This is a genomic window from Clostridium sp. Marseille-Q7071 (assembly GCF_965112025.1).
Genome location: NZ_CBCOPR010000001.1, coordinates 1,819,233 through 1,838,569 on the forward strand (window position 1 = coordinate 1,819,233; position 19,337 = coordinate 1,838,569).

The following is a 19,337-nucleotide window of genomic DNA, read 5'->3' on the forward strand; positions in this document are numbered from 1 at the left end:
ACACTTCTTATTTACAGTGTCTAACTTTTGGGGTGCATATCAAGTTTACTTCCCTTGATTCATCTTTTAAAAAATGTTCATTAAGAACTTTAAAAGTGTAAGTTAGTTATTCTATTTTTTTACTACTGGATACCATAATTCAATATAAGCATATTCAGGAGTTCCACCATAAATTTCAAATTCGGCACCTTCAATTTTTTCGTAGTTTGAAGTCGGTAACCATTCGGTATAAAATCTTCTTTGCAGTGTGGTTAGAATTTTCATTAAATCTTTATTCCATTGAAACCTTTTAGATGGAAAAATAGCATAGGTTTGCTCTGGAATGTGAGCGATACTATAACCTTCTGTATTACTATTTTCACCTACAAAAGAACAAAGCATATAAGGAAATGTATTTTCTTCTGTTTTTCTATAGTTTACTGCACCATGAATTTTACATAAATCCTGTGAAATAAACGATGGTAAATTGCCGGAGTCTTTAAATAACTTTTCATACAGTCCATTTTTCTGACAATCTTGCCAAAGTTGAGCGGGGCTTTGATATATTTCATCTCCAATTGAAGATCCAATAGTCTCAATTCCAAAAATATCAAAAGCTTGTTTTGTTTCAATTCTGTATTCCATCTCACTCTCTCCTTTAATAGAAATCTGAAAGGATATTCGTGGATAGGCTTTAAGTACAACTCCACCATCACGCGCCAATGATGGCGCTATACCATGCAACGCCTGAAATGCTCTTGTAAATGAAATCGGTGATTCATAACCATACTTTAAAGCAATATCCATTATTTTTATATTACTGTTTTGAATTTCAAAGGCTGCAAGAGTTAGTCTCCTACGTCTTATATATTCAACGAGTGATATTTCAGTTATAAACGAAAACATTTTTTGAAAGTCATAAGATGAACATAATGCCATTTGAGACACTATATTCATATCAATTTCATTTGTTAGATTGCTCTCAACATAGTCCAATGCACGATTCATCCTTTTTAGCCAATCCATATAAAGACCTCCTTTCAAGAAAAAGTATATATAAAATACAGGTTATTGTCGCAACTATTTTCATACAGAAAATGTTTGGTTAATATAATAATGCAATCCAGTTTTATATTAACCTATATTACATTTAGTACATAATATTTTACAAGTGTGTATTAAATTGTAGTTCACCTATATGCTAATTATAACATTAATCCTATTCATCTACTTATATAATTTACTGTGTATAGCATTAATGTGTTGAATATGGTGAATTCCTTTTTTTATGTTTTCTTGCTTTTGTAAGTAGTAGAGTTTGCAAAATCAGTAAAAATCTTATTGCAGGATTTATAGATATATCTTTGTTTTCCTTTATACTTTCCCTTTCTAATAATATATCAATTTTCAACATTAGATTAAAACACATAGCCTAATTTATATACTATATAAAATAATTTAAATAGTAAAAATATTCGTACAATTACTTAAAAATTATGGAACAATATGGTATAATGTTTAATGGGAGGGATTAAATATGGAAAAAATTAACGAGTATAATTTAAGGTATAAGAAGAGAAGTGCATATTCAATTACTGCAATTATTTTTCTATTTTTAGCAGTCATAAGTAGTTTTGTATTTGGATTTTTAGTTTTTAATTGTAGCTCATTATTAGAAGTATTTAAAGGTTTTAGTTTATTGATACTTATTTTTGTAATACTAACATTGGTATTTGCTATCTATTTTTTTAATATAAGTAGAATGAACTATGTAAGTATAAAGAATAAAAAGATAATAGTTAATAGTGGAACTATATTTAGCAGAAGTATAGATATGGATAAAATTGAAAAGATTAAAATTAAAGATAACATGATGATAATAATGGCTAAAGATAGTGAGGATGAGATTAATATTAACCTTAGAAAACTTACATTAAGAAATGAAGAAAAACTTACAGATGCATTATCAAACTATATAAGAGTTTATTAAATAGCATATATAAAAGGCTATTTGTAAAAGGCAATAGCTTGTGTTTTGGCCTTTAATAGTAACAAATTGTAATTATATGGATACATTAAAATTAGAAGCAATATATTGGGGAGAGTTTATGAGTTACACAACTATAAGGCACCCTGAAGGAATGGTTTATAGCTATGATAATTTACTTAGGCAGGCTATGATTGCTGAACTTGTAGCTATCAATGACTATAGCGAAATACTTGCTTATAGTGATATTAAAGAGCTAAACAATATACTTGAGCATATTTTAGAAGAAGAAAAAGAACATTATGGGAAGCTTCTAAACTTACTTAGAAAAGTGGATGAAGAGCAATATTATATGTATAGACGGGTTTTAAATGAAAATGAATCTAAGTGTTTAGAACCTCTTAGAATTGACTATGGAATGGAAAAAAAAGATGGAAGATTTATTTTAGATAAATTACGAGAAGAGATAAAAGGGGAACTTGAAGCAATAGTTTTATATGAAGATCAATTAAGAAAAATTCCAGATCCAGAAGGTAGGACTATAATATATGAGATTATTATGGATGAGAAGGAGCATGTAGAAGAACTGACACAAGCATTATTAAGGCTTGATAAACATAAATACGGACCAATAAGTAGATGTTAAAAAGTGTGGGTTACCCACACTTTTCTATTTGCATTGCTTCTTTAGAATTATATCCATAATAATATCTTTGAGTATCCAAATCTGTAAAATACATATAGTTTATAGTATATAGGAAATGTTTTTAGTATCAAATTATTTTTTGTAGAAAACTATAACTATTTAAGGATTTTTCATTGTTTATATTTAAATATAATGTTATTGTAGAAATATACTATACCATCCTAAAATTATAATGAAATAAAATTAATAACAAATAATTTATTAACATTTCTTCTTAAAGAAATATTTATATGTTAGATATAATTTTAAAATAGATGATATTTTTAATTATGAATAAATCAAGAGGTGATGGGTATGAAGAACATACATAGAGAAAATTATAAGGTTAAGTTTAATGAAACAGACTATAGTACAAAGATAAAAATGCATTCATTAATCAATTATATGCAGGAAACCTCAAGCATACATGCAGAATTTTTAGGAGCAGGATATGAAGAGTTAAAAAAACATAACTTATTTTGGGTAGTTTCAAGATTAAAAATAAATATGAAGAAATATGTTAATTGGAACGATGAAGTAATTGTGGAGACATGGCCTAGTGGTGTAGATAAAATGTTTTTTACTCGTTCTTTTAGAATTTATGATAGAGAGGAAAATCATATAGGTGACATTAATGCAGCTTACTTATTAGTGGCTGAAGATTCTATGTTTCCTCAAAGAATAAGTAAACTACCTATAGATATTCCAGCTATAGAAAATCGTTTTGAACCTTATGAGAGACTAGAAAAGATTAAGTTTCCTAAAGGTGATAAAGTTCTAGTTGCGAAGAAGAAAGTTAGATACAATGATATAGATTTAAATCTTCACGTTAATAATGCTAAGTATATAGAATGGGTTGAGGATTGTTTTCCATTAGAGATATATAAAGATATGAGAATAGAAACTCTCCAATTAAATTTTATTAAAGAAGCAAAATGTGGAGAAAAGATTTTCTTCTATAAATATAATGATTTAGAGGACGAAAACACTTGTTACATTGAAGGAGTTGAAAAACAGTCAGAAAGCCAGATTTTTCAATGTAAACTAACCTTTAATAAGCTGTAAAATATTCTATTTATTTAAAGAGAAATTGCAATAAAAACGCTATTTAAAAATATTATAGATAAATATATAAAAAACTATTGAATTTTATTTATTTACAGTGTATTCTTAATAGGTCATTTTATTTCTTTTATAGATAGGAGGATGTAGAGTTGAAGGGATGTACTAATTTGATGTTTTTATATGAAAATTCAAAATTTAATGAGGCATATTTAGATAATATGTATAGAAAAAGTTTATCAACTGGTAAGTATATAGCAGAAGTAAAGCTTAATAATTATCAGGAAACTTTAATAAGCCACAGCTCTACAACAGATGAAATAAGAGCTACTAAAATTTATAATTTTTTGGCAGATCGCTTTGAAGATATAAATTCTATCAAGCAATATGGTGAATGTAATAGAAGTAAGAAAAATGTTCTTCAAAGCCAAGAGTTAATTCAAGATATTTTTTTTAATAGTAGTTCAAAAACTTTTATAAAAAAGCAATGTGTACTAAAAAATTCTACCTTAAAGTTTTTAATAACAATTATTATTTCAATAGTTGTATTTACTATATGCTATGGAGTGAATAGTAGCACTGTTTCTACTATTGTTACAGGAGTAAATGCAATTGCTATTTTATTTGTTATAGAAAGTGTATATGAATACTTTAAGGAAAGAGACTCACTATTAAGAAATATAAACAAAAATAAGAATTTGATGAATCCAAAGATTTATCTTCAATATAATAAAATGTAATTAAAGCCTTAGCTTATGCTAAGGCTTATTTTATTGTATAAAAGAAATATAAATAATAATTTATATTTTAGTGAACCAACCTCCTATATAATTTATCTAATGATTGTGAAGGGAGGAAGTAAGGTGGAGTTAGTAATGAAAAAGGATATAGATAAGACCTTAGAATATGAAGTAAAACTAGCTAAAAAAGGTGATAAAAAAGCTTTTATCTCTCTTATTAAAAGCTGTGAAAAAAGTCTTTATAGAGTAGCTAAAGGAATATTATCTAAGGATGAAGACTGTGAAGATGCCATACAAGAAACTATAATTAAAGCTTACGAAAGTATAATAAATCTTAAGAAAAATCAATATTTCAAAACTTGGATTATAAAAATATTAATTAACGAATGTAGGAAGATTTATAATTCTCAAAAAAGAATTGTTCCTATTGATAAATTAAAAGAAGATGGGGTAGAAGATAATCATGGTAAATTAGAGGTCAGAGAAGCTGTAAATAAGCTTTCGGAGGAATTAAAAGTTCCAACTATACTTTTTTATTATGAAGATATATCTGTTAAAGATATAAGTAAGATAATGGATATACCTGAGGGAACAGTGAAATCTAGATTGTCTAGAGCTAGATCAAAGCTTCAAGAACATTTAGAGTATAGGGGGATAGTGTAATGAATGAAGAATTATTTGATAAATTATTAAGAGATGAAATTAACGAAGAAGTTGTTAGCCTTCCAGAGAATATAATAAATTCTATAGATAGAACTTTAAAGAATTTACCAGAAAGAAAAAGGAAGAAAAATATTAAAGGTATAGTAGCAGCAAGTATTGTTGCAGCGGTAGGTATAGGATTGTTTACAATAAATCCTACATTGGCAAAGGATATACCTATTTTAAATTCTGTTTTTGAAAAGTTAAATCAAGTATTTAATATGGGAGAAAACTATATTAAATATAGTGAAGATATAAATATATCTAAAACTTATAAAGGAATAGAAGTAACTGTAAATGAGATAGTTACTGACAATAGCAGCATAACAATAGCTTATACTATAAAAAACAATAAGAAATTTGAAGAAAATATTAAATATCCCCATATAAGAATAGATAAATTTAAAATAAATGATAGAGATTATGGCAGTGGTATGAGCCAAAAGGGGGAATTTATTAATGAAAAAACTTATATAGCTTATCAAAATTTTCATTTTATGGAAGATAAAAACATACCGGAAAGTTTTAAACTAGACTTAGGAATATCTGGAATAGGTAATGTACAAGGACATTGGGATTTTAAATTTGATGTTTCTGGAATTGGAAAAGAAAATATAGCTAAAGAATATAATATATTTACTCCTCTAAAATCTGTAATTTTACCTAATGAGGATATAGTTATAGAGAAAATATCACTTACACCTATAAATACTAAAATATCAATTAGTGGAGTTTATAAAGATTTAAGTGATAATAAAGGGGAAGATAATGAGTGGTTTTTATTTGACGATAGTAATATGCAAATACAAAGTAAGAGTGCAGGAGGGTCAAGCTCTAGAGAAAATTTTGAAAGAGAGTTAATTTTTGACCCAGTTAAAAAAATACCTAAAAAGCTTAAAGTGGTACCATATAAATATATAAATTCGGAAGACACTACTAGAACTGTAGTATCAGAAAGGATTAATAGTAAATATCCTATAGAATTGTCTCAAGGAAAAATAGGAAAACTTACTATAGATAAGATAGAGTTTTTAGAAGAAAAAACCTTAGTTCATTATAAAGTAGAAGGTACTGCACCACTATACCAATACTCTAATATATTCTTTATTGATGATAAAGGAAATGAAATATGGGGAGAATTTGATAAGATTAAGAAGATAGATGAAAAAACTTATAGTTTCATTTGGGAAACTGAGCCTTTAGATAAAAATAAAGTATATGACATATGTACTTTGAACTTTGACGAAGTAATAGAAATTTATAAAGGTTTTGATATAGAATTAAAATAAATTTAGTTAAGTTATAGAGAAATTTAATTATCTTATGCTTTTAAGTGTAAAAGCAAAGATGATAAAAATAAAGAAAAATAATAAGCCAATATGTTAACTTATTTTATAGCAGACTGATTTACTAAAACCAGATGTTTTGCCTTATATAAAATACATTAATATTTTTGGTTTGTTATTTTCTTTCAAATGTAATTAATAAATGAGGTGGTATAAAAATGAAGAAGAAATTTCTTTTACTCGTTACTTTACTTTTTACACTGCTATTTATGATAGGATGTAAAAGTAGCGAAATTAAAGATAATAATTATAAAAGAGATATATACAGTGTAGATGAGTTAGATATAGAGAAATTATTAAAATATAAAAACTCATATGTTGGTGATAATAGTAAAGTAGGAGGAATTCTTTCAATTTTGCCTGGAAATATGTTCATAAAGGAATTTTCATTGACAAATGATAGCATAAAGGTAGATTATGAATACAAAGGACAGTTAAATATAAAAGAAGAGGATTTACACAAATACTTCAATGATGAAAATACCAAAAAAATATTTTTTAATAATCTTACTACATTATTTATATTGATTAAAAACGTAGAAAATATAGAATTAAACTTGCATACAGAAAATCAATTATCATTTAATATTTCAAGAAAAGAAGTTGAAGATTTTTATGGAAAAGATTTAAGAAAATATGCTGAGGATAAATTATTATGGGAAAAGGAAGTTTTAAAAGATAAATTGGAATCAAAGGAAAGTATAGAGGACTTTTTTGAAGCTCATAGCATTATTATTAAATAGAACTATAATATCTAAAATTTAAATTTTTACTAATAAGTGTAATATATTTCATAGTATAGGTGATTGCATAATGCCAAGACAAGAAATTTTTGTAAAGGTGTTAAAAGGTGAGAAATATCTGCAAATAAAATAATAAAAGCTAAGTTTAGAGAACTTATTTAAAAAAATAATTAATAATAATTAAAAAAAATCGTGGTGATTAACCACGATTTTCTTCATCCGTATTTTCAGGATTAATTAATAGTTTTTTATAATCTTTACTACTTTTATTTTTTCTTAAAAGATATAATCCAAAACCTATAAATAAAATAGGTACAAAATAGGATCTTATTGTGTAATAAAGTCTATATAAATCTATATCTAAATTCAAATATCTAGTAATATCACTTATTATTAAATTGAATACAGAGAAAAATCCAATAACTACAAAAATCGTTCCTATTACTTTTAGATTTAATTTGTTAAAAGAAATTTTAAAGTTTGAAGGATCATCTAAAAGTATAAATTTATCTTCGATATATTCACCATGATCTAATCTTGCTTTTACATTAAAGGTGTCAAAGAAAGTATAAAACCAAAACGGTATAAGTACTGCTGGTACTAAAACACCCAAACGTAAAAAATCACCTAATAAAATTATAAATCCAAATCCTAATAATACTTCTAGTCCTCTTTTTAAAAGTCCATTATACATATATCCTGCACCAGGTATACATGCAAATATAAAGTTTAAGAAATTACTTCTTCTTTTATATATCATAATAATCCTCCTATATTATCCATTATCCTAAGAAAAATAATACTTTTAGTCTCATAAAAAATTCTGCTATTTTTGAAGATAGTCCTAAAGAGTTTATTAAAAGCATTAAAACTCCACTAAATATAAGACTAAAGCCTTCTTTTTTCTTATAAAAGAAATTTAAAAATTTATTTTTTATTTTAACCTCTACAGGTTTATTGCTTTCTTCAAGTTTGTTTAATAAGTTGCTATTATAATTATCGCTTATTGTAAAATCATTATCACAGCGTTTAAATAATTCACTCATATAGTCCCTTTGTTGCTCCATAGTACTACCTCTCCTTTTTCTAATTTAACCTTAAGTTTTTGCTTGGCTCTATACAACCTACCTTCAACTGCTCTTTCAGAAATTCCTAAAATGTCACCAATTTCTTTATAACTAAGACCAATATAATAATAAAGTACTATAACATTTTTTAAATCTTCAGGAAGTTCTCTAATACATTGTCTTACATAGGTCTTATCGTCTAAATTTAAACTATGTTCTTTATGAACGTTAAAAAGTCCTCCTAAAAAACCCTTTAGGTTATTTTTCTTTTTAAAGTTTAAACATATATTAATAGTTATTCTATATAAATAAGTTGATACCAAGCTATCCCCTCTAAAGTTACTTATATTTTTATAAAATGCTATAAAAACTTCTTGAGATAAATCTTCGGCTTCACCGTAATCAGAGGTATAGGAGTAACATAGGGAAACAATTTTTTTCTTATATTTGTCTACAAATACTACAAATGCATCCTTATCTCCATCTCGTATTCTATCTATTAATTCTTTTTCCTCCAAAATTAATCACTCCAAATTATTTAATTACTACACCTTCCTCTGCATTTACTTTTAACCTATCAACATTAAAAGTGATTTCAAGGTTCTTAGGCACATACAAAATTCCAACCACGTTATATATATCATCAGTATTAGCATTTATTGTAATAACTCCTTTATCTACTTGAGATTTTAAAGTAGTAACACCTTCATCAGTATGAGAATTTTTAAATATAAGCCCATTAAATTTTACTACTTTATCATCACTTTTCACTACTTGCAAATCTGCGCTATGTGCATTAAATATTAATTTTGTATTTTCTCCCTCAATAACGGTATCTGCTTTTACACCCATAGAATTAAAAAACATATCATTTGCATTTATAAAATGTCTATATTCAGGAAGGTTAGATTCTACATGCCACTTAATATTATAATATCCTTGAGCACATAAAAATAAAAGAATAATTAAAAAAATTCCTTTATTGTATTTCATAGTACCAAAATTATCTCTTTTTTTGCTTTCATATAGCAATTCTCCACCAAAGCATATAAATAATACTGGCCAATAATTTATAAGAGATTTTCCGATCTGAAAGTCTAGCTGTATTAATAACATAATTATACCAAAAGCTATAAATCCTATTGCAACGGTATTGCTTCCAAGTTTTTTCATAACACTCCTCCTAATATTTCCTTTCATATATTTAGACAATATAATTTAGAAAAACCCACAGATAAATTTAAAAAATTTATTTTATATAAAATTTTATGAGTTTCTATTGTTTTAAATTGATAAAGTATTACTATATGTAAATATATCATCTACAGTTATACCATATTTATTTTTAGAAATATTATTTTTTACATTATCATTAATGCTGTAATATCCTTGAGCACATAAAAATAAAAGTATGATTAAAAAAATACCTTTATTGTATTTTATATTATGTAAATCCTCTGTATCCTTACTTTCATATAACAATTCGCCACCAAGGCAAATAAATAATATAGGCCAATAATTTATAAGAGATTTCCCAATTTGAAAATCTAAATATATTAATAGCATAATTATGAAAAAGGCTATAAAGCCTAATATAACTGTAGTACTTCCTAGTTTTTTCATGATAATCCTCCTAATATTTATCTTAAAACGTATTTATATATAAATTTAAAATAAATAAAATATTAAAGTTTAAGCTAGCTTATAAAAGATTTAAATTACATAGCCACACTAACTTAGACATAAGATAATCATAAAAACCCATGAAAAAAATTAAAAAAAGTAAATTTAAAAGCTTTTTTAATTGTAAACAGATATTTTCATTTATTTAATTATATGTTAACATTTTCATGTCATTAGTTTTGTAGTATAATGGTAATTATGATAGTATAAAAAATACATAATACCAATATATTGTAAGAAACTTAGTGAAAATATGGAGGCAATATGAAAAATCAAATAAAACAATTAGTTAAATGTTTTATAGTCTTATTAATAATATGTACAAATTTTTCAACTAAAGCATATTCATTAGATTCTAATTCTGATAATAAGAAGATATTGATAATTAACTCCTATCACTTTGACGAACCTTGGGAAGCTAGTATTTTTTCAGGAATAAAAAATATATTAGATAAAGGTTTTAAAAAAATAGAATATAATTTTGAATATTTAGATAGCAAGCAGAATGCTATTGATACAGAACAAATGATAAAAAATTACTCTATAAAATTTAAAAATCAAAAATATGATTTAATAGTTGTATGTGATGATGAAGCCTTTGAAGTTTTTAATCAATGTTACGAAGAAATATTTTATGGGACCCCAGTTGTGTATACTAGTATTAATAACCCCAATATAGAAATAAATGATAAATTAAAAGAGTTTTCTACAGGTGTACAAGAAGAACAGCCAATAACTAACACTGTTGAGCTTGCTTTAAATCTTCATAGTGACGTAAAAGTATTGAATTTTTTACTTGATAATAGTAAAACATCTACAGTTTATAGAGAGCAAGTTAACACTATAGAAAAACAATATAAAGATTTTAAGTTTAACATAATTCAAACTGATAATATAGAAAAAGTTATTAGCGAATTACAGGGAACTGAGAAAAATAGCATAAATTTTATTTATGGAGTTTATAAGGACAGAAATAATCAAATATTAAACAGAAGAAATAGCGCTAATATCATAGTTAATTATACAAAAGCACCATTATATACTTGGGTTGAACCTTATTTTAGTGAGGCAGTATTGGGGGGAATAGTATTAGAGGGAGTCAAAATAGGACAAGCCACCGGAACAATATGCTATAGGGTACTAAATGGGGAAGAAGTAAAAACAATTAAACCTGTAATGGATAAAAATTTTAAATATATATTTAATTATGATGCTATGAGAAAATACTCCATAAAAACTAAAGAATTACCAAGTGATGCAGTTATAATGAATCATCCCTCTGTATTTAAGCAAATTCCTACAGAGATTAAAGCAGCGATAATTTTAATTATTGCTATATTGAGTTTAATTGTAATTTTATTATTTGTTAAAATGGAATATAAAAATGAGTTATATAAAAAAGCCATAGAATATGAAAATTTAAGAACTGAGTTTTTTGCTAATATATCTCATGAACTTAGAACACCTTTAAATATTATTTTAAGTACACTTCAACTTCATGATATGTATGTAGAGAATGGAAGTATAATATATAAGAATGAAACTACATATAAAAGAATGAGTGCATTAAAACAAAATAGTATGAGATTATTAAGACTTATAAATAATTTAATTGATATTACAAAAATAGATGCTGGGTATTTTAATCTTCAATGTCAAAGTCTAAATATAATAGAATTTATAGAAGATATTACAATGTCTGTAGCTAATTATATAGAGAGAAAAAATATAAGTCTTATCTTTGATACAGAAATAGAGGAAAAGATAGCTTGTTTTGATCCAAATAAAATGGAGAGAATCATATTAAATTTACTTTCTAATGCTGTCAAATTTACACCTAAAGGTGGAACTATTTATGTAAATATACGTGATGAAAATGATAAAGTTAAAATTATAGTAAGAGATACAGGAGTGGGAATTCCTAAGGATAAGCAGGAAATAATATTTGAACGTTTTAGACAAGTAGACAATCTTCTTACAAGAAATCAAGAAGGTAGTGGAATAGGACTTTCATTAACAAAATCATTAGTAGAGATGCATGGTGGAAAAATCCATATTGAAAGTGAAGTAAATATAGGAAGTTCTTTTATTATTGAGATTCCTTGTGGAGCTTGCGCTATTGAAGATAATTCTGATAAGAGCTTTATAAATAGTCACGAGGATAGAGTGAATTTAGAATTTTCAGACATATATGATTAATATTTTATAATTTTAGTTATTTTATTATTGACATATAAATTGCTAAATTATATACTGATAATGATGTAACTTTATATGCATCTCATATATTCAAAAATATCACAAGGTGATGGAGTTCACCATAATCGCAGAAATGCTAATGACTCCTACAAGATGACAAAGGTCTATCTTGTAGGAGTTTTTTATTTTATTCCTATTATTCACATAATAATTTATAAAGTTTAGATGTTTAAAGATTTTTAAGGAGGGTTTTATATGGCTACGAGTATAGCACTAATTTTATTGTTAGGTTTTATAGTAAATAGTATTTTTAATAAAATCAAATTACCAGGATTATTAGGAATGTTGATTTTGGGAGTAATAATTGGACCTTATGGATTAAATTTATTAAGTAATAGTATCTTAACAATTTCTCCTGATATAAGAAAAATTGCACTTATTATTATATTACTGAGGGCAGGACTTGGAATTAATAAAAAAGAGCTTAAGGAGGTTGGGATTACTGCTATAAAATTTAGCTGTATTCCTGGGATAATAGAGGGATTATTCATTGCAATTATATGTACAAAATTATTAGGCTTTACTTTTATAGAAGGAGGCATATTAGGATTTATAATAGCTGCTGTTTCACCAGCAGTAATTGTACCATCTATGTTAGAACTTATTGAAAATAAAATTGGTACTAATAAGGGAATACCAACAATAATATTAGCAGGAGCATCTATAGATGATGTCTTTGCTATAACTATATTTACTTCTTTTTTAAGTATGTATGGGGGAAACAAAGTGAATTTAGGATTGAAGGTACTAGAAATACCACTATCAATACTACTCGGAATTTTACTTGGTATAATTGTTTCAATAATACTACTTCAAGTATTTAAAATTTTTAAAATTAGAAATACTAAAAAGGTTTTATTGGTATTAGCTTCAGCAATATTATTAAATTCTTTAGAAGGAATATTAAAGGATAAAATAGAGATTGCTACTTTATTAGGGGTTATGACTATTGGATTTGTAATAACGGAAAAGGATAATGCTATAGGGAAAGCGCTTTCAGATAAATTTAATAAAATGTGGATATTTGCAGAAATATTTTTATTTGTATTAGTAGGAGCTCAGGTTAATATATCAGTAGCTATAGATGCTGGATTTTTAGGTATACTGATAATATTATTTGGGCTTTTAGGAAGAAGTATAGGAGTATTTATTTGTACTATTGGTACAAATTTAAATCTAAAGGAAAGGCTATTCTGTGTAATAGCATATATTCCTAAAGCTACAGTACAGGCAGCTATTGGAGCAGTGCCTTTATCAGTGGGAGTAGCATCTGGAGATATTATGTTAGCAATAGCGTTTTTATCTATATTAATAACAGCTCCACTTGGAGCTATAGGAATAAAAATCTCTTCTAATAAATTTCTTAATACTGAAGAAACTATAAAGAAAACAGCATAAGTTAAATTAAAGTGAAGAAATTTAAGTATATTATCTTTTACAAGATTAAAAAAATATATCATAGAAATGAACTTTATTAAATTTATCTTCGTATATGTTTTAGATGTATAAATAAGACATATTTAAAACAATAACTAGTAAGTATGATTATCTATTTTGCATTTTTAATTAGTTATTTTTTAAGATGGCTAAATTTTATTTATAAGGAGGAGAACATATGAAAAGATTAATTACCTTAATATCAGCACTATTGATAGTGTTTACTTTTGGTGGATGTGTAAAAAAAGGAGATGAAGGTGCAATTAAAGATATTCCTGTAGCTGATATAATAGCTGCAATAGAAGAAAAAGTTGATTTAAATATAGTAAATTTGCCTAAAGATGAGACCTTAGAGAAAAATTATTATATAAATCCAGAAGATGTAGCAGAAGCGGAAATTAAAACCGCAATGATGAATGTTAAGTCTAATGAATTAGCTATAATAAAAGTTAAAGATAGCTCTAAAGTTGAAGATATTAAAAAGTCAGTTGAAAAACGTGGAGAAGATTTAGATAAACAATGGTCAAGTTACTTACCGGATCAATATGAACTTGTTAAAAATAGAAAAATAAAAGCTATTGGAAATTATGTAATATTAATTATAGATAAAGAAGCTGATCAAATAGAAGAAATAATAGAATCAAAACTTAAATAAGGAAGATGGTGCTAGTTTTTAGTAACCATCTTTTTCTTTTATCAAGGTGAAGATAAAAGAAAAATTATTATTTGAAGTAAGTTTCAGTATAGAAGATAACAATTTAATAATAAATTTATTTAAGTATGATAATATTATATATACCTATCATTTTTACTATTATTGAATTAGAGGTTCACATATGTTAAAATACAACGGAGCTAGTTAGGAAGAAATTAGGAGGTAATCTATGGAAGGTTTTAATTTTTATTATCTTTTTTCTTATTTTATAATTTATAGCTTTTTAGGATGGTGTTTAGAGGTATTATATCATTTATATTCAAGTAGAAAATTTGTAAACAGGGGCTTCTTACATGGACCTATATGCCCAATATACGGAAGTTGTGGAGCTCTAATGGCTTGGTTTCTAACTCCTGTAGTGAATAATCCATTTTATTTATTTTTAGGAGGATTTATATTAGCTAGTATTATAGAATATGTTACAGGGTATTTATTAGAAAAATTATTTGGAGCTAGATGGTGGGATTATACTGATGAGAAATTTAATATAAAAGGATATGTTTGTTTAAAATTTTCTCTTTTTTGGGGAGTTATAAGTATTTTTGTAATGAGAATAATACATCCGAGGATAGAAGCTTTAGTTTATTCTATACCTCCATTTTTATCAGAATCATTATATACATTTATATTAATCCTGTTTGTAATAGATTTTACTTTAACTATTAACAATTTAATAGAATTTAATAATATATTAAAGGAATTAAATAATATTGCTGATGAATTTAGAGGAAATCTAATAGAGATGAAAAATGGATTATTTGATAATATTAATGATATGAGAGACAATATAGGAGAGAGAAAAGAAGAAATCAATTCCAAACTTGATTTTAGAAATACTAATTTTAAGCAATATAGCGAAAAAGTTATGAGTAGATTAAAGCTTAAACATAAATCTCTTTTAAAAGCTTATCCTAATGTTACATCTAGAAAGTTTAATGATATACTTGAATACATAAAAAACAAAAAAAATAATTAGAACTCTTTTTAGGGTTCTTTTATTTTTGTAAATTTATCAAAATAAACAAAGGAATATATATAGTTTTATAGAAACTATGATATAAATTATAACTTTACTTTTAAGGGGGATTATTTATGTCAAGATTATATGGAAAGAATATTATGCTTAGGGAATATAAAAGAGAAGATTTACCTTGTATAAGAAAATGGGTAAATGATCATGAGATAATAGATATGTTATCAGATATATTTTTGTCTCCTCATACATTAAATTTTACTGAAAATTATTTAAATTCCATTCTTGAGAATACTTCTAGTAATACTGCTAATTTTATTATAGCTTTAAAAGAAACAGAAGAATATATAGGACAAATAGATTTGTTAAAAATAGATTGGAAAAATAGGGTAGCAAATATAGGCATAGTTATAGGAAGAACAGACTTTTTGAGTAAAGGTTATGGTTATGAAGCAATAAAGCTGCTTCAAAATTATGCTTTTAATAGATTGAATTTAAATAAACTAGAACTATCTGTTCATGATTACAATATTAGAGCATATAAATGCTATTTAAAATGTGGTTTTAAAGAAGAAGGAAGAAGAAGACAAGCTTTTTATACTAATGGTAAGTACACTGATTATATAATTATGGGAATTTTAAAAGATGAATTTAATATGGATAGTGAAATTAAATATTAAAATATAAGAACAAAGCTTATTAATGGATAATTTTTAGTAAGTTTTGTTCTTTTTTAATGATTGTATAAATAGTTTTTAGTAGGGAAAATATATATAGATACAATGTAAAAACTTAAAATATATTGTGGTAAATAAATTTTCTATAAAAATAGTTTAAATTCTTAGAAATTAAGGATTAATAATTAAGAATGAAGAATCTAGGGAAAAATTCACTAAAGGTGAATTTCTAAAATAAAATTTATTTTTAAAAAACTCCAAAGACTTTGAAGTTTTAGCCATAATTCGTATCTTTAATTCTTAATTTGTATTCATAGAAAAGAATTTTTTTATGGAAATTAAAATCATGTATAAGTTGAATTTTCATTGTAGAACTCTATATAAATATATAGAATATTAATTTTATAAATATAAAAAAAGGCGTGGTATTGTGTTAAAAAGGATTGATTGTAATGTAGAAAATCAATATGATAAGAACCTATTACAGTATAGATGCGGAGTCGCACATAATTTAGAAAGTGGAAATATATATATAGAAACTATTCCAGGAGAGTATGTAAATGATGAGCTTCCAGTATCATGGTATTTGGTAGATAATAATGGAAAAGTTTTAGTTAAGCAAATTCATAACTATGATCACATATATATATTAAATATAGAAACTAGACAATTTGAATATTCTAAAATTGAAGAAATTAATGGGGAAATTGAACAGGTGCATATATATGAAATAGTTAATTTAATAAAGAGATTTTCAGTTAGAAATCCTAATGTAAGAATTTATTGGAACTTAAATAAAGGAGAAGTTCGCTGCACTAATATAATTTATGATATTATGTAGGGGAGATAAGGAAAAATAACTTATAGAGCATTATATGGAGAATATAAACTTTTTGTAAGACCTTATGATATGTTTATGGAAGAAGTACCAGAAGGAAAAGAAAATCCTACTGGACAAAATACAGATTTATGACAAAGAAAGAAATATTAGATTTAATATAATTATAAATCCTTCTAGGTTCTACCTAGAAGGATTTTTTATATAAGGAATCGTAAAAAGAAAAAGGCACATTAAAGAAATATGAGATTTTAACGATAATTATTGGGGGAGATGATAATTTTATAGGGGTAAAAATATATGGATGAAAAGATATATATCATTGATTTTGAGATATTAGAAGAAAAAAATATAGAAGAAATATTTTATAAATGGGTTAATAGTAGAAAAAATACACCTTTGGGCTTTAAAGAGGATGTTAAGTTAATGGAGATAAATGCCCATTATGCACCTTGCTATGTTTGTGATTTAAATGTTAGTGCAGATTATAATATAAAAGTGCAAAAAAGACATGGACTTAGAAGAGGAGTTAGTACTTTAATTTCAAAGAATGAAGAATTCACAACAAAAGATTATACTATGTTTGCATCTAAAATACTTCATAGATATGACATGGATCAAATAGCACCTTTTGATTTTTCAAGAATGTCAATTAGTGGATATGAAAAAAAACAAGGAACTAAGGAGAGGTTTTCTCAAAATTATGAAGAATGCCTTCAACATTATAGAGGTGCAATACTAAAAAAATTAGAGATGTTTATAAATAGTGGGCTTGCTAAAGTCAATACTAAAGAGATGAAAAAGAAATTTAATAATATAAATTCACATGAAATAATTAAGACATCTAGCCATGAAGTACTAGTTCCAGTATGGGTTTGTAAATATTCTTATAAATATGATACATATTACTGCTTGATTAATGGACAAAACGGTAAATTCTATGGCCGTACTCCTAATAAACAGTTCAAAGGAAAAATTTTTATTATAATTTTTATTACATTGCTTTTATTATTAGGTGGAATGTATATTATATATAAATTTTAATATTTTGTTATGAGAAATTATTTTGCAACAGAGTTTAATAACTCTGTTTTTTTATTGTATTTTTATAAAAAGCATATTGACAGTGCATGTTAAAAAAGTATATACTGTGTATAGCGAATATGTACAGTATATACTTTATATACTCTTAAATAATGGAGGAACCTATGAATATAATAATATCTAATTCGTCATCGCAGCCGATTTATGAGCAAATAGCAAGCCAAGTGAAGGTTCATATAATTAACGGGGTTTTACAACCAGGTGAAGTTCTTCCTTCTATAAGAAATTTAGCAAAAGAGCTTCAAATTAGCGTAATAACCACAAAAAGGGCTTATGAAGAACTAGAAAAAGAAGGCTTTGTTGAAACAGTAGGAGGAAAAGGAACTTTTGTATCTGGACAAAACAGTGAATTCATTAGAGAAAAGAGACTTAAAGAACTAGAAGAAAAGATAACAGAAGTAGTTCAAGAAGGAAAAGCACTAAATATTTCAGCTCTTGAGTTAAAGGAAATGATAGATTTAGTTTACGAGGAGGAATAAGTATGGAAAAAATTTTAGAGATTAAAGATATATCAAAAAAATATAGTGATTTTGCACTTGATAATGTGAGTTTTAATTTAGATAGAGGATATGTTATGGGCTTTATAGGTCCTAATGGCGCAGGAAAAAGCACAACTATAAAGCTTATAATGAATTTGATTAGAAAAGGTAGTGGATATATTAAGGTTTTTGGATTGGATTCTGTAAGAGATGAAAAAGAAATTAAGGAAAGAACAGGTTTTGTTTATGATAATAGCTACTTTTACGAGGATCTAACTTGTGAAAGTATGAAAAAAATAATAGCTCCCTTTTATAAAAGATGGGATGAAAAACTTTATAAAAAATATATGGATGAATTTTCACTACCTAGAGATAAAAAAATTAAAGAATTATCCAAAGGTATGAGGATGAAATATTCTATTATATTAGCATTATCTCATAATGCAGAGCTTATTATAATGGATGAGCCTACTTCAGGGTTAGATCCAGTAGTAAGAGCAGAAATTTTAGATATATTTAGAGATATAATCCAAGATGAAAATAAATCTCTTATTTTTTCTTCTCATATAACTACAGATTTAGAGAAAATAGCAGATTATATAACTTTTATAAATAATGGAAAGATAGTTTTTTCAGAGGAAAAGGACAGTATAATTGAAAGTTATGGAATAGTTAAAGGAGATAATGATCTTTTAGACAGAGACATAGAGAAAGAATTTATTGGTGTTAAAAAAAATAAATTTGGATTTGAAGCACTGACCTCAAATAAAGAAAAAACAAAAAAAATCTTTGGAAATAAAGTTATTATAGAAAGACCAACTATAGATGATATTATGGTTTACAATGTAAGGGGGAATTAAA

The 19,337-nt window shown here is 25.6% G+C and carries 23 protein-coding genes, 1 pseudogene and 1 riboswitch; of the genes and pseudogenes, 17 read left to right on the top strand and 7 right to left on the bottom strand.

All coding sequences use genetic code 11. The annotated features are described in order from the left end of the window. Nucleotides 1–111 precede the first annotated feature (111 nt). Both ACWPW7_RS08445 and ACWPW7_RS08450 read right to left on the bottom strand, forming a co-directional pair. Nucleotides 112–1,005, bottom strand: a complete 894-nt coding sequence (locus ACWPW7_RS08445; protein WP_454053172.1) for an AraC family transcriptional regulator — start codon at nt 1,003–1,005, stop codon at nt 112–114. A gap of 263 nt (nt 1,006–1,268) precedes the next feature. Beyond that, nucleotides 1,269–1,376: pseudogene (locus tag ACWPW7_RS08450) on the bottom strand (IS1595 family transposase); the annotation flags it as partial. 140 nt (nt 1,377–1,516) lie between these two features. Here ACWPW7_RS08450 and ACWPW7_RS08455 point away from each other — a divergent pair. The 7 genes from ACWPW7_RS08455 to ACWPW7_RS08485 all read left to right on the top strand — a co-directional run bounded on the left by ACWPW7_RS08455 (nt 1,517) and on the right by ACWPW7_RS08485 (nt 7,244). Beyond that, nucleotides 1,517–1,969, top strand: a complete 453-nt coding sequence (locus ACWPW7_RS08455; protein WP_454053173.1) for a hypothetical protein — start codon at nt 1,517–1,519, stop codon at nt 1,967–1,969. 118 nt (nt 1,970–2,087) lie between these two features. Next, the gene (locus ACWPW7_RS08460) at nt 2,088–2,612 is read left to right on the top strand and encodes a ferritin family protein (RefSeq protein WP_454053174.1); all 525 of its coding nucleotides are present in this window, start codon (nt 2,088–2,090) and stop codon (nt 2,610–2,612) included. 354 nt (nt 2,613–2,966) lie between these two features. Continuing rightward, entirely contained in the window at nt 2,967–3,716 is a 750-nt protein-coding gene (locus ACWPW7_RS08465) for an acyl-[acyl-carrier-protein] thioesterase (RefSeq protein ID WP_454053175.1), read from the top strand. 149 nt (nt 3,717–3,865) lie between these two features. Further along, nucleotides 3,866–4,453: a hypothetical protein gene (locus ACWPW7_RS08470; RefSeq protein ID WP_454053176.1), complete on the top strand. Its 588-nt coding sequence runs from the start codon at nt 3,866–3,868 to the stop codon at nt 4,451–4,453. 123 nt (nt 4,454–4,576) lie between these two features. Beyond that, on the top strand, nt 4,577–5,116 hold the full coding sequence (locus ACWPW7_RS08475) for a sigma-70 family RNA polymerase sigma factor (protein ID WP_454053177.1): 540 nt from the start codon (nt 4,577–4,579) through the stop codon (nt 5,114–5,116). Continuing rightward, on the top strand, nt 5,116–6,444 hold the full coding sequence (locus tag ACWPW7_RS08480; protein ID WP_454053178.1) for a DUF4179 domain-containing protein: 1,329 nt from the start codon (nt 5,116–5,118) through the stop codon (nt 6,442–6,444). The genes ACWPW7_RS08475 and ACWPW7_RS08480 overlap by 1 nt, the downstream gene beginning before the upstream one ends. A 215-nt stretch (nt 6,445–6,659) precedes the next feature. After that, a complete protein-coding gene (locus ACWPW7_RS08485) occupies nt 6,660–7,244 on the top strand; it encodes a DUF4825 domain-containing protein (protein ID WP_454053179.1) in 585 nt (194 codons plus the stop codon). Between the two features lie 199 nt (nt 7,245–7,443). On the opposite strand, the gene ACWPW7_RS08490 is transcribed toward ACWPW7_RS08485, so the two are convergent. From ACWPW7_RS08490 to ACWPW7_RS08510, 5 genes are all read right to left on the bottom strand, one after another. Further along, nucleotides 7,444–8,004, bottom strand: coding sequence for a hypothetical protein (locus ACWPW7_RS08490; RefSeq protein WP_454053180.1), 561 nt, complete (start codon nt 8,002–8,004; stop codon nt 7,444–7,446). A 22-nt stretch (nt 8,005–8,026) separates the two neighbouring features. Continuing rightward, entirely contained in the window at nt 8,027–8,311 is a 285-nt protein-coding gene (locus tag ACWPW7_RS08495) for a hypothetical protein (RefSeq protein ID WP_454053181.1), read from the bottom strand. Beyond that, entirely contained in the window at nt 8,287–8,829 is a 543-nt protein-coding gene (locus tag ACWPW7_RS08500) for an RNA polymerase sigma factor (RefSeq protein WP_454053182.1), read from the bottom strand. The genes ACWPW7_RS08495 and ACWPW7_RS08500 overlap by 25 nt, the downstream gene beginning before the upstream one ends. A gap of 16 nt (nt 8,830–8,845) precedes the next feature. Next, the gene (locus tag ACWPW7_RS08505) at nt 8,846–9,484 is read right to left on the bottom strand and encodes a LiaF transmembrane domain-containing protein (RefSeq protein ID WP_454053183.1); all 639 of its coding nucleotides are present in this window, start codon (nt 9,482–9,484) and stop codon (nt 8,846–8,848) included. A 111-nt stretch (nt 9,485–9,595) separates the two neighbouring features. Then, nucleotides 9,596–9,934 carry a hypothetical protein gene (locus ACWPW7_RS08510; RefSeq protein WP_454053184.1) on the bottom strand — a complete coding sequence of 113 codons (339 nt, stop codon included), beginning with the start codon at nt 9,932–9,934 and terminating at the stop codon, nt 9,596–9,598. Between the two features lie 324 nt (nt 9,935–10,258). Between ACWPW7_RS08510 and ACWPW7_RS08515 the strand changes: the two genes are divergently transcribed. From ACWPW7_RS08515 to ACWPW7_RS08560, 10 genes are all read left to right on the top strand, one after another. Continuing rightward, on the top strand, nt 10,259–12,193 hold the full coding sequence (locus ACWPW7_RS08515) for a sensor histidine kinase (protein ID WP_454053185.1): 1,935 nt from the start codon (nt 10,259–10,261) through the stop codon (nt 12,191–12,193). Nucleotides 12,194–12,289: 96 nt separating this feature from the next. Continuing rightward, a riboswitch (Fluoride riboswitch) is annotated at nt 12,290–12,349 on the top strand. Nucleotides 12,350–12,448: 99 nt separating this feature from the next. Beyond that, a complete protein-coding gene (locus ACWPW7_RS08520) occupies nt 12,449–13,651 on the top strand; it encodes a cation:proton antiporter (protein ID WP_454053186.1) in 1,203 nt (400 codons plus the stop codon). Between the two features lie 217 nt (nt 13,652–13,868). Then, nucleotides 13,869–14,345, top strand: coding sequence for a DUF4358 domain-containing protein (locus ACWPW7_RS08525; RefSeq protein WP_291564210.1), 477 nt, complete (start codon nt 13,869–13,871; stop codon nt 14,343–14,345). Between the two features lie 229 nt (nt 14,346–14,574). Next, nucleotides 14,575–15,381 (top strand): putative ABC transporter permease, encoded by an 807-nt coding sequence (locus ACWPW7_RS08530; RefSeq protein WP_454053187.1) that lies wholly within the window; start codon nt 14,575–14,577, stop codon nt 15,379–15,381. Between the two features lie 116 nt (nt 15,382–15,497). Beyond that, nucleotides 15,498–16,058, top strand: a complete 561-nt coding sequence (locus ACWPW7_RS08535; protein ID WP_454053188.1) for a GNAT family N-acetyltransferase — start codon at nt 15,498–15,500, stop codon at nt 16,056–16,058. Between the two features lie 427 nt (nt 16,059–16,485). Continuing rightward, a complete protein-coding gene (locus ACWPW7_RS08540) occupies nt 16,486–16,896 on the top strand; it encodes a hypothetical protein (RefSeq protein ID WP_454053189.1) in 411 nt (136 codons plus the stop codon). A 15-nt stretch (nt 16,897–16,911) separates the two neighbouring features. After that, the gene (locus ACWPW7_RS08545) at nt 16,912–17,028 is read left to right on the top strand and encodes a DUF1653 domain-containing protein (protein WP_454055487.1); all 117 of its coding nucleotides are present in this window, start codon (nt 16,912–16,914) and stop codon (nt 17,026–17,028) included. Nucleotides 17,029–17,193: 165 nt separating this feature from the next. Further along, the gene (locus tag ACWPW7_RS08550; RefSeq protein ID WP_454053190.1) at nt 17,194–17,937 is read left to right on the top strand and encodes a hypothetical protein; all 744 of its coding nucleotides are present in this window, start codon (nt 17,194–17,196) and stop codon (nt 17,935–17,937) included. A 164-nt stretch (nt 17,938–18,101) separates the two neighbouring features. Beyond that, nucleotides 18,102–18,476 (top strand): GntR family transcriptional regulator, encoded by a 375-nt coding sequence (locus ACWPW7_RS08555; RefSeq protein WP_454053191.1) that lies wholly within the window; start codon nt 18,102–18,104, stop codon nt 18,474–18,476. A gap of 2 nt (nt 18,477–18,478) precedes the next feature. Further along, the gene (locus ACWPW7_RS08560; RefSeq protein ID WP_454053192.1) at nt 18,479–19,336 is read left to right on the top strand and encodes an ABC transporter ATP-binding protein; all 858 of its coding nucleotides are present in this window, start codon (nt 18,479–18,481) and stop codon (nt 19,334–19,336) included. Nucleotide 19,337 lies beyond the last annotated feature (1 nt).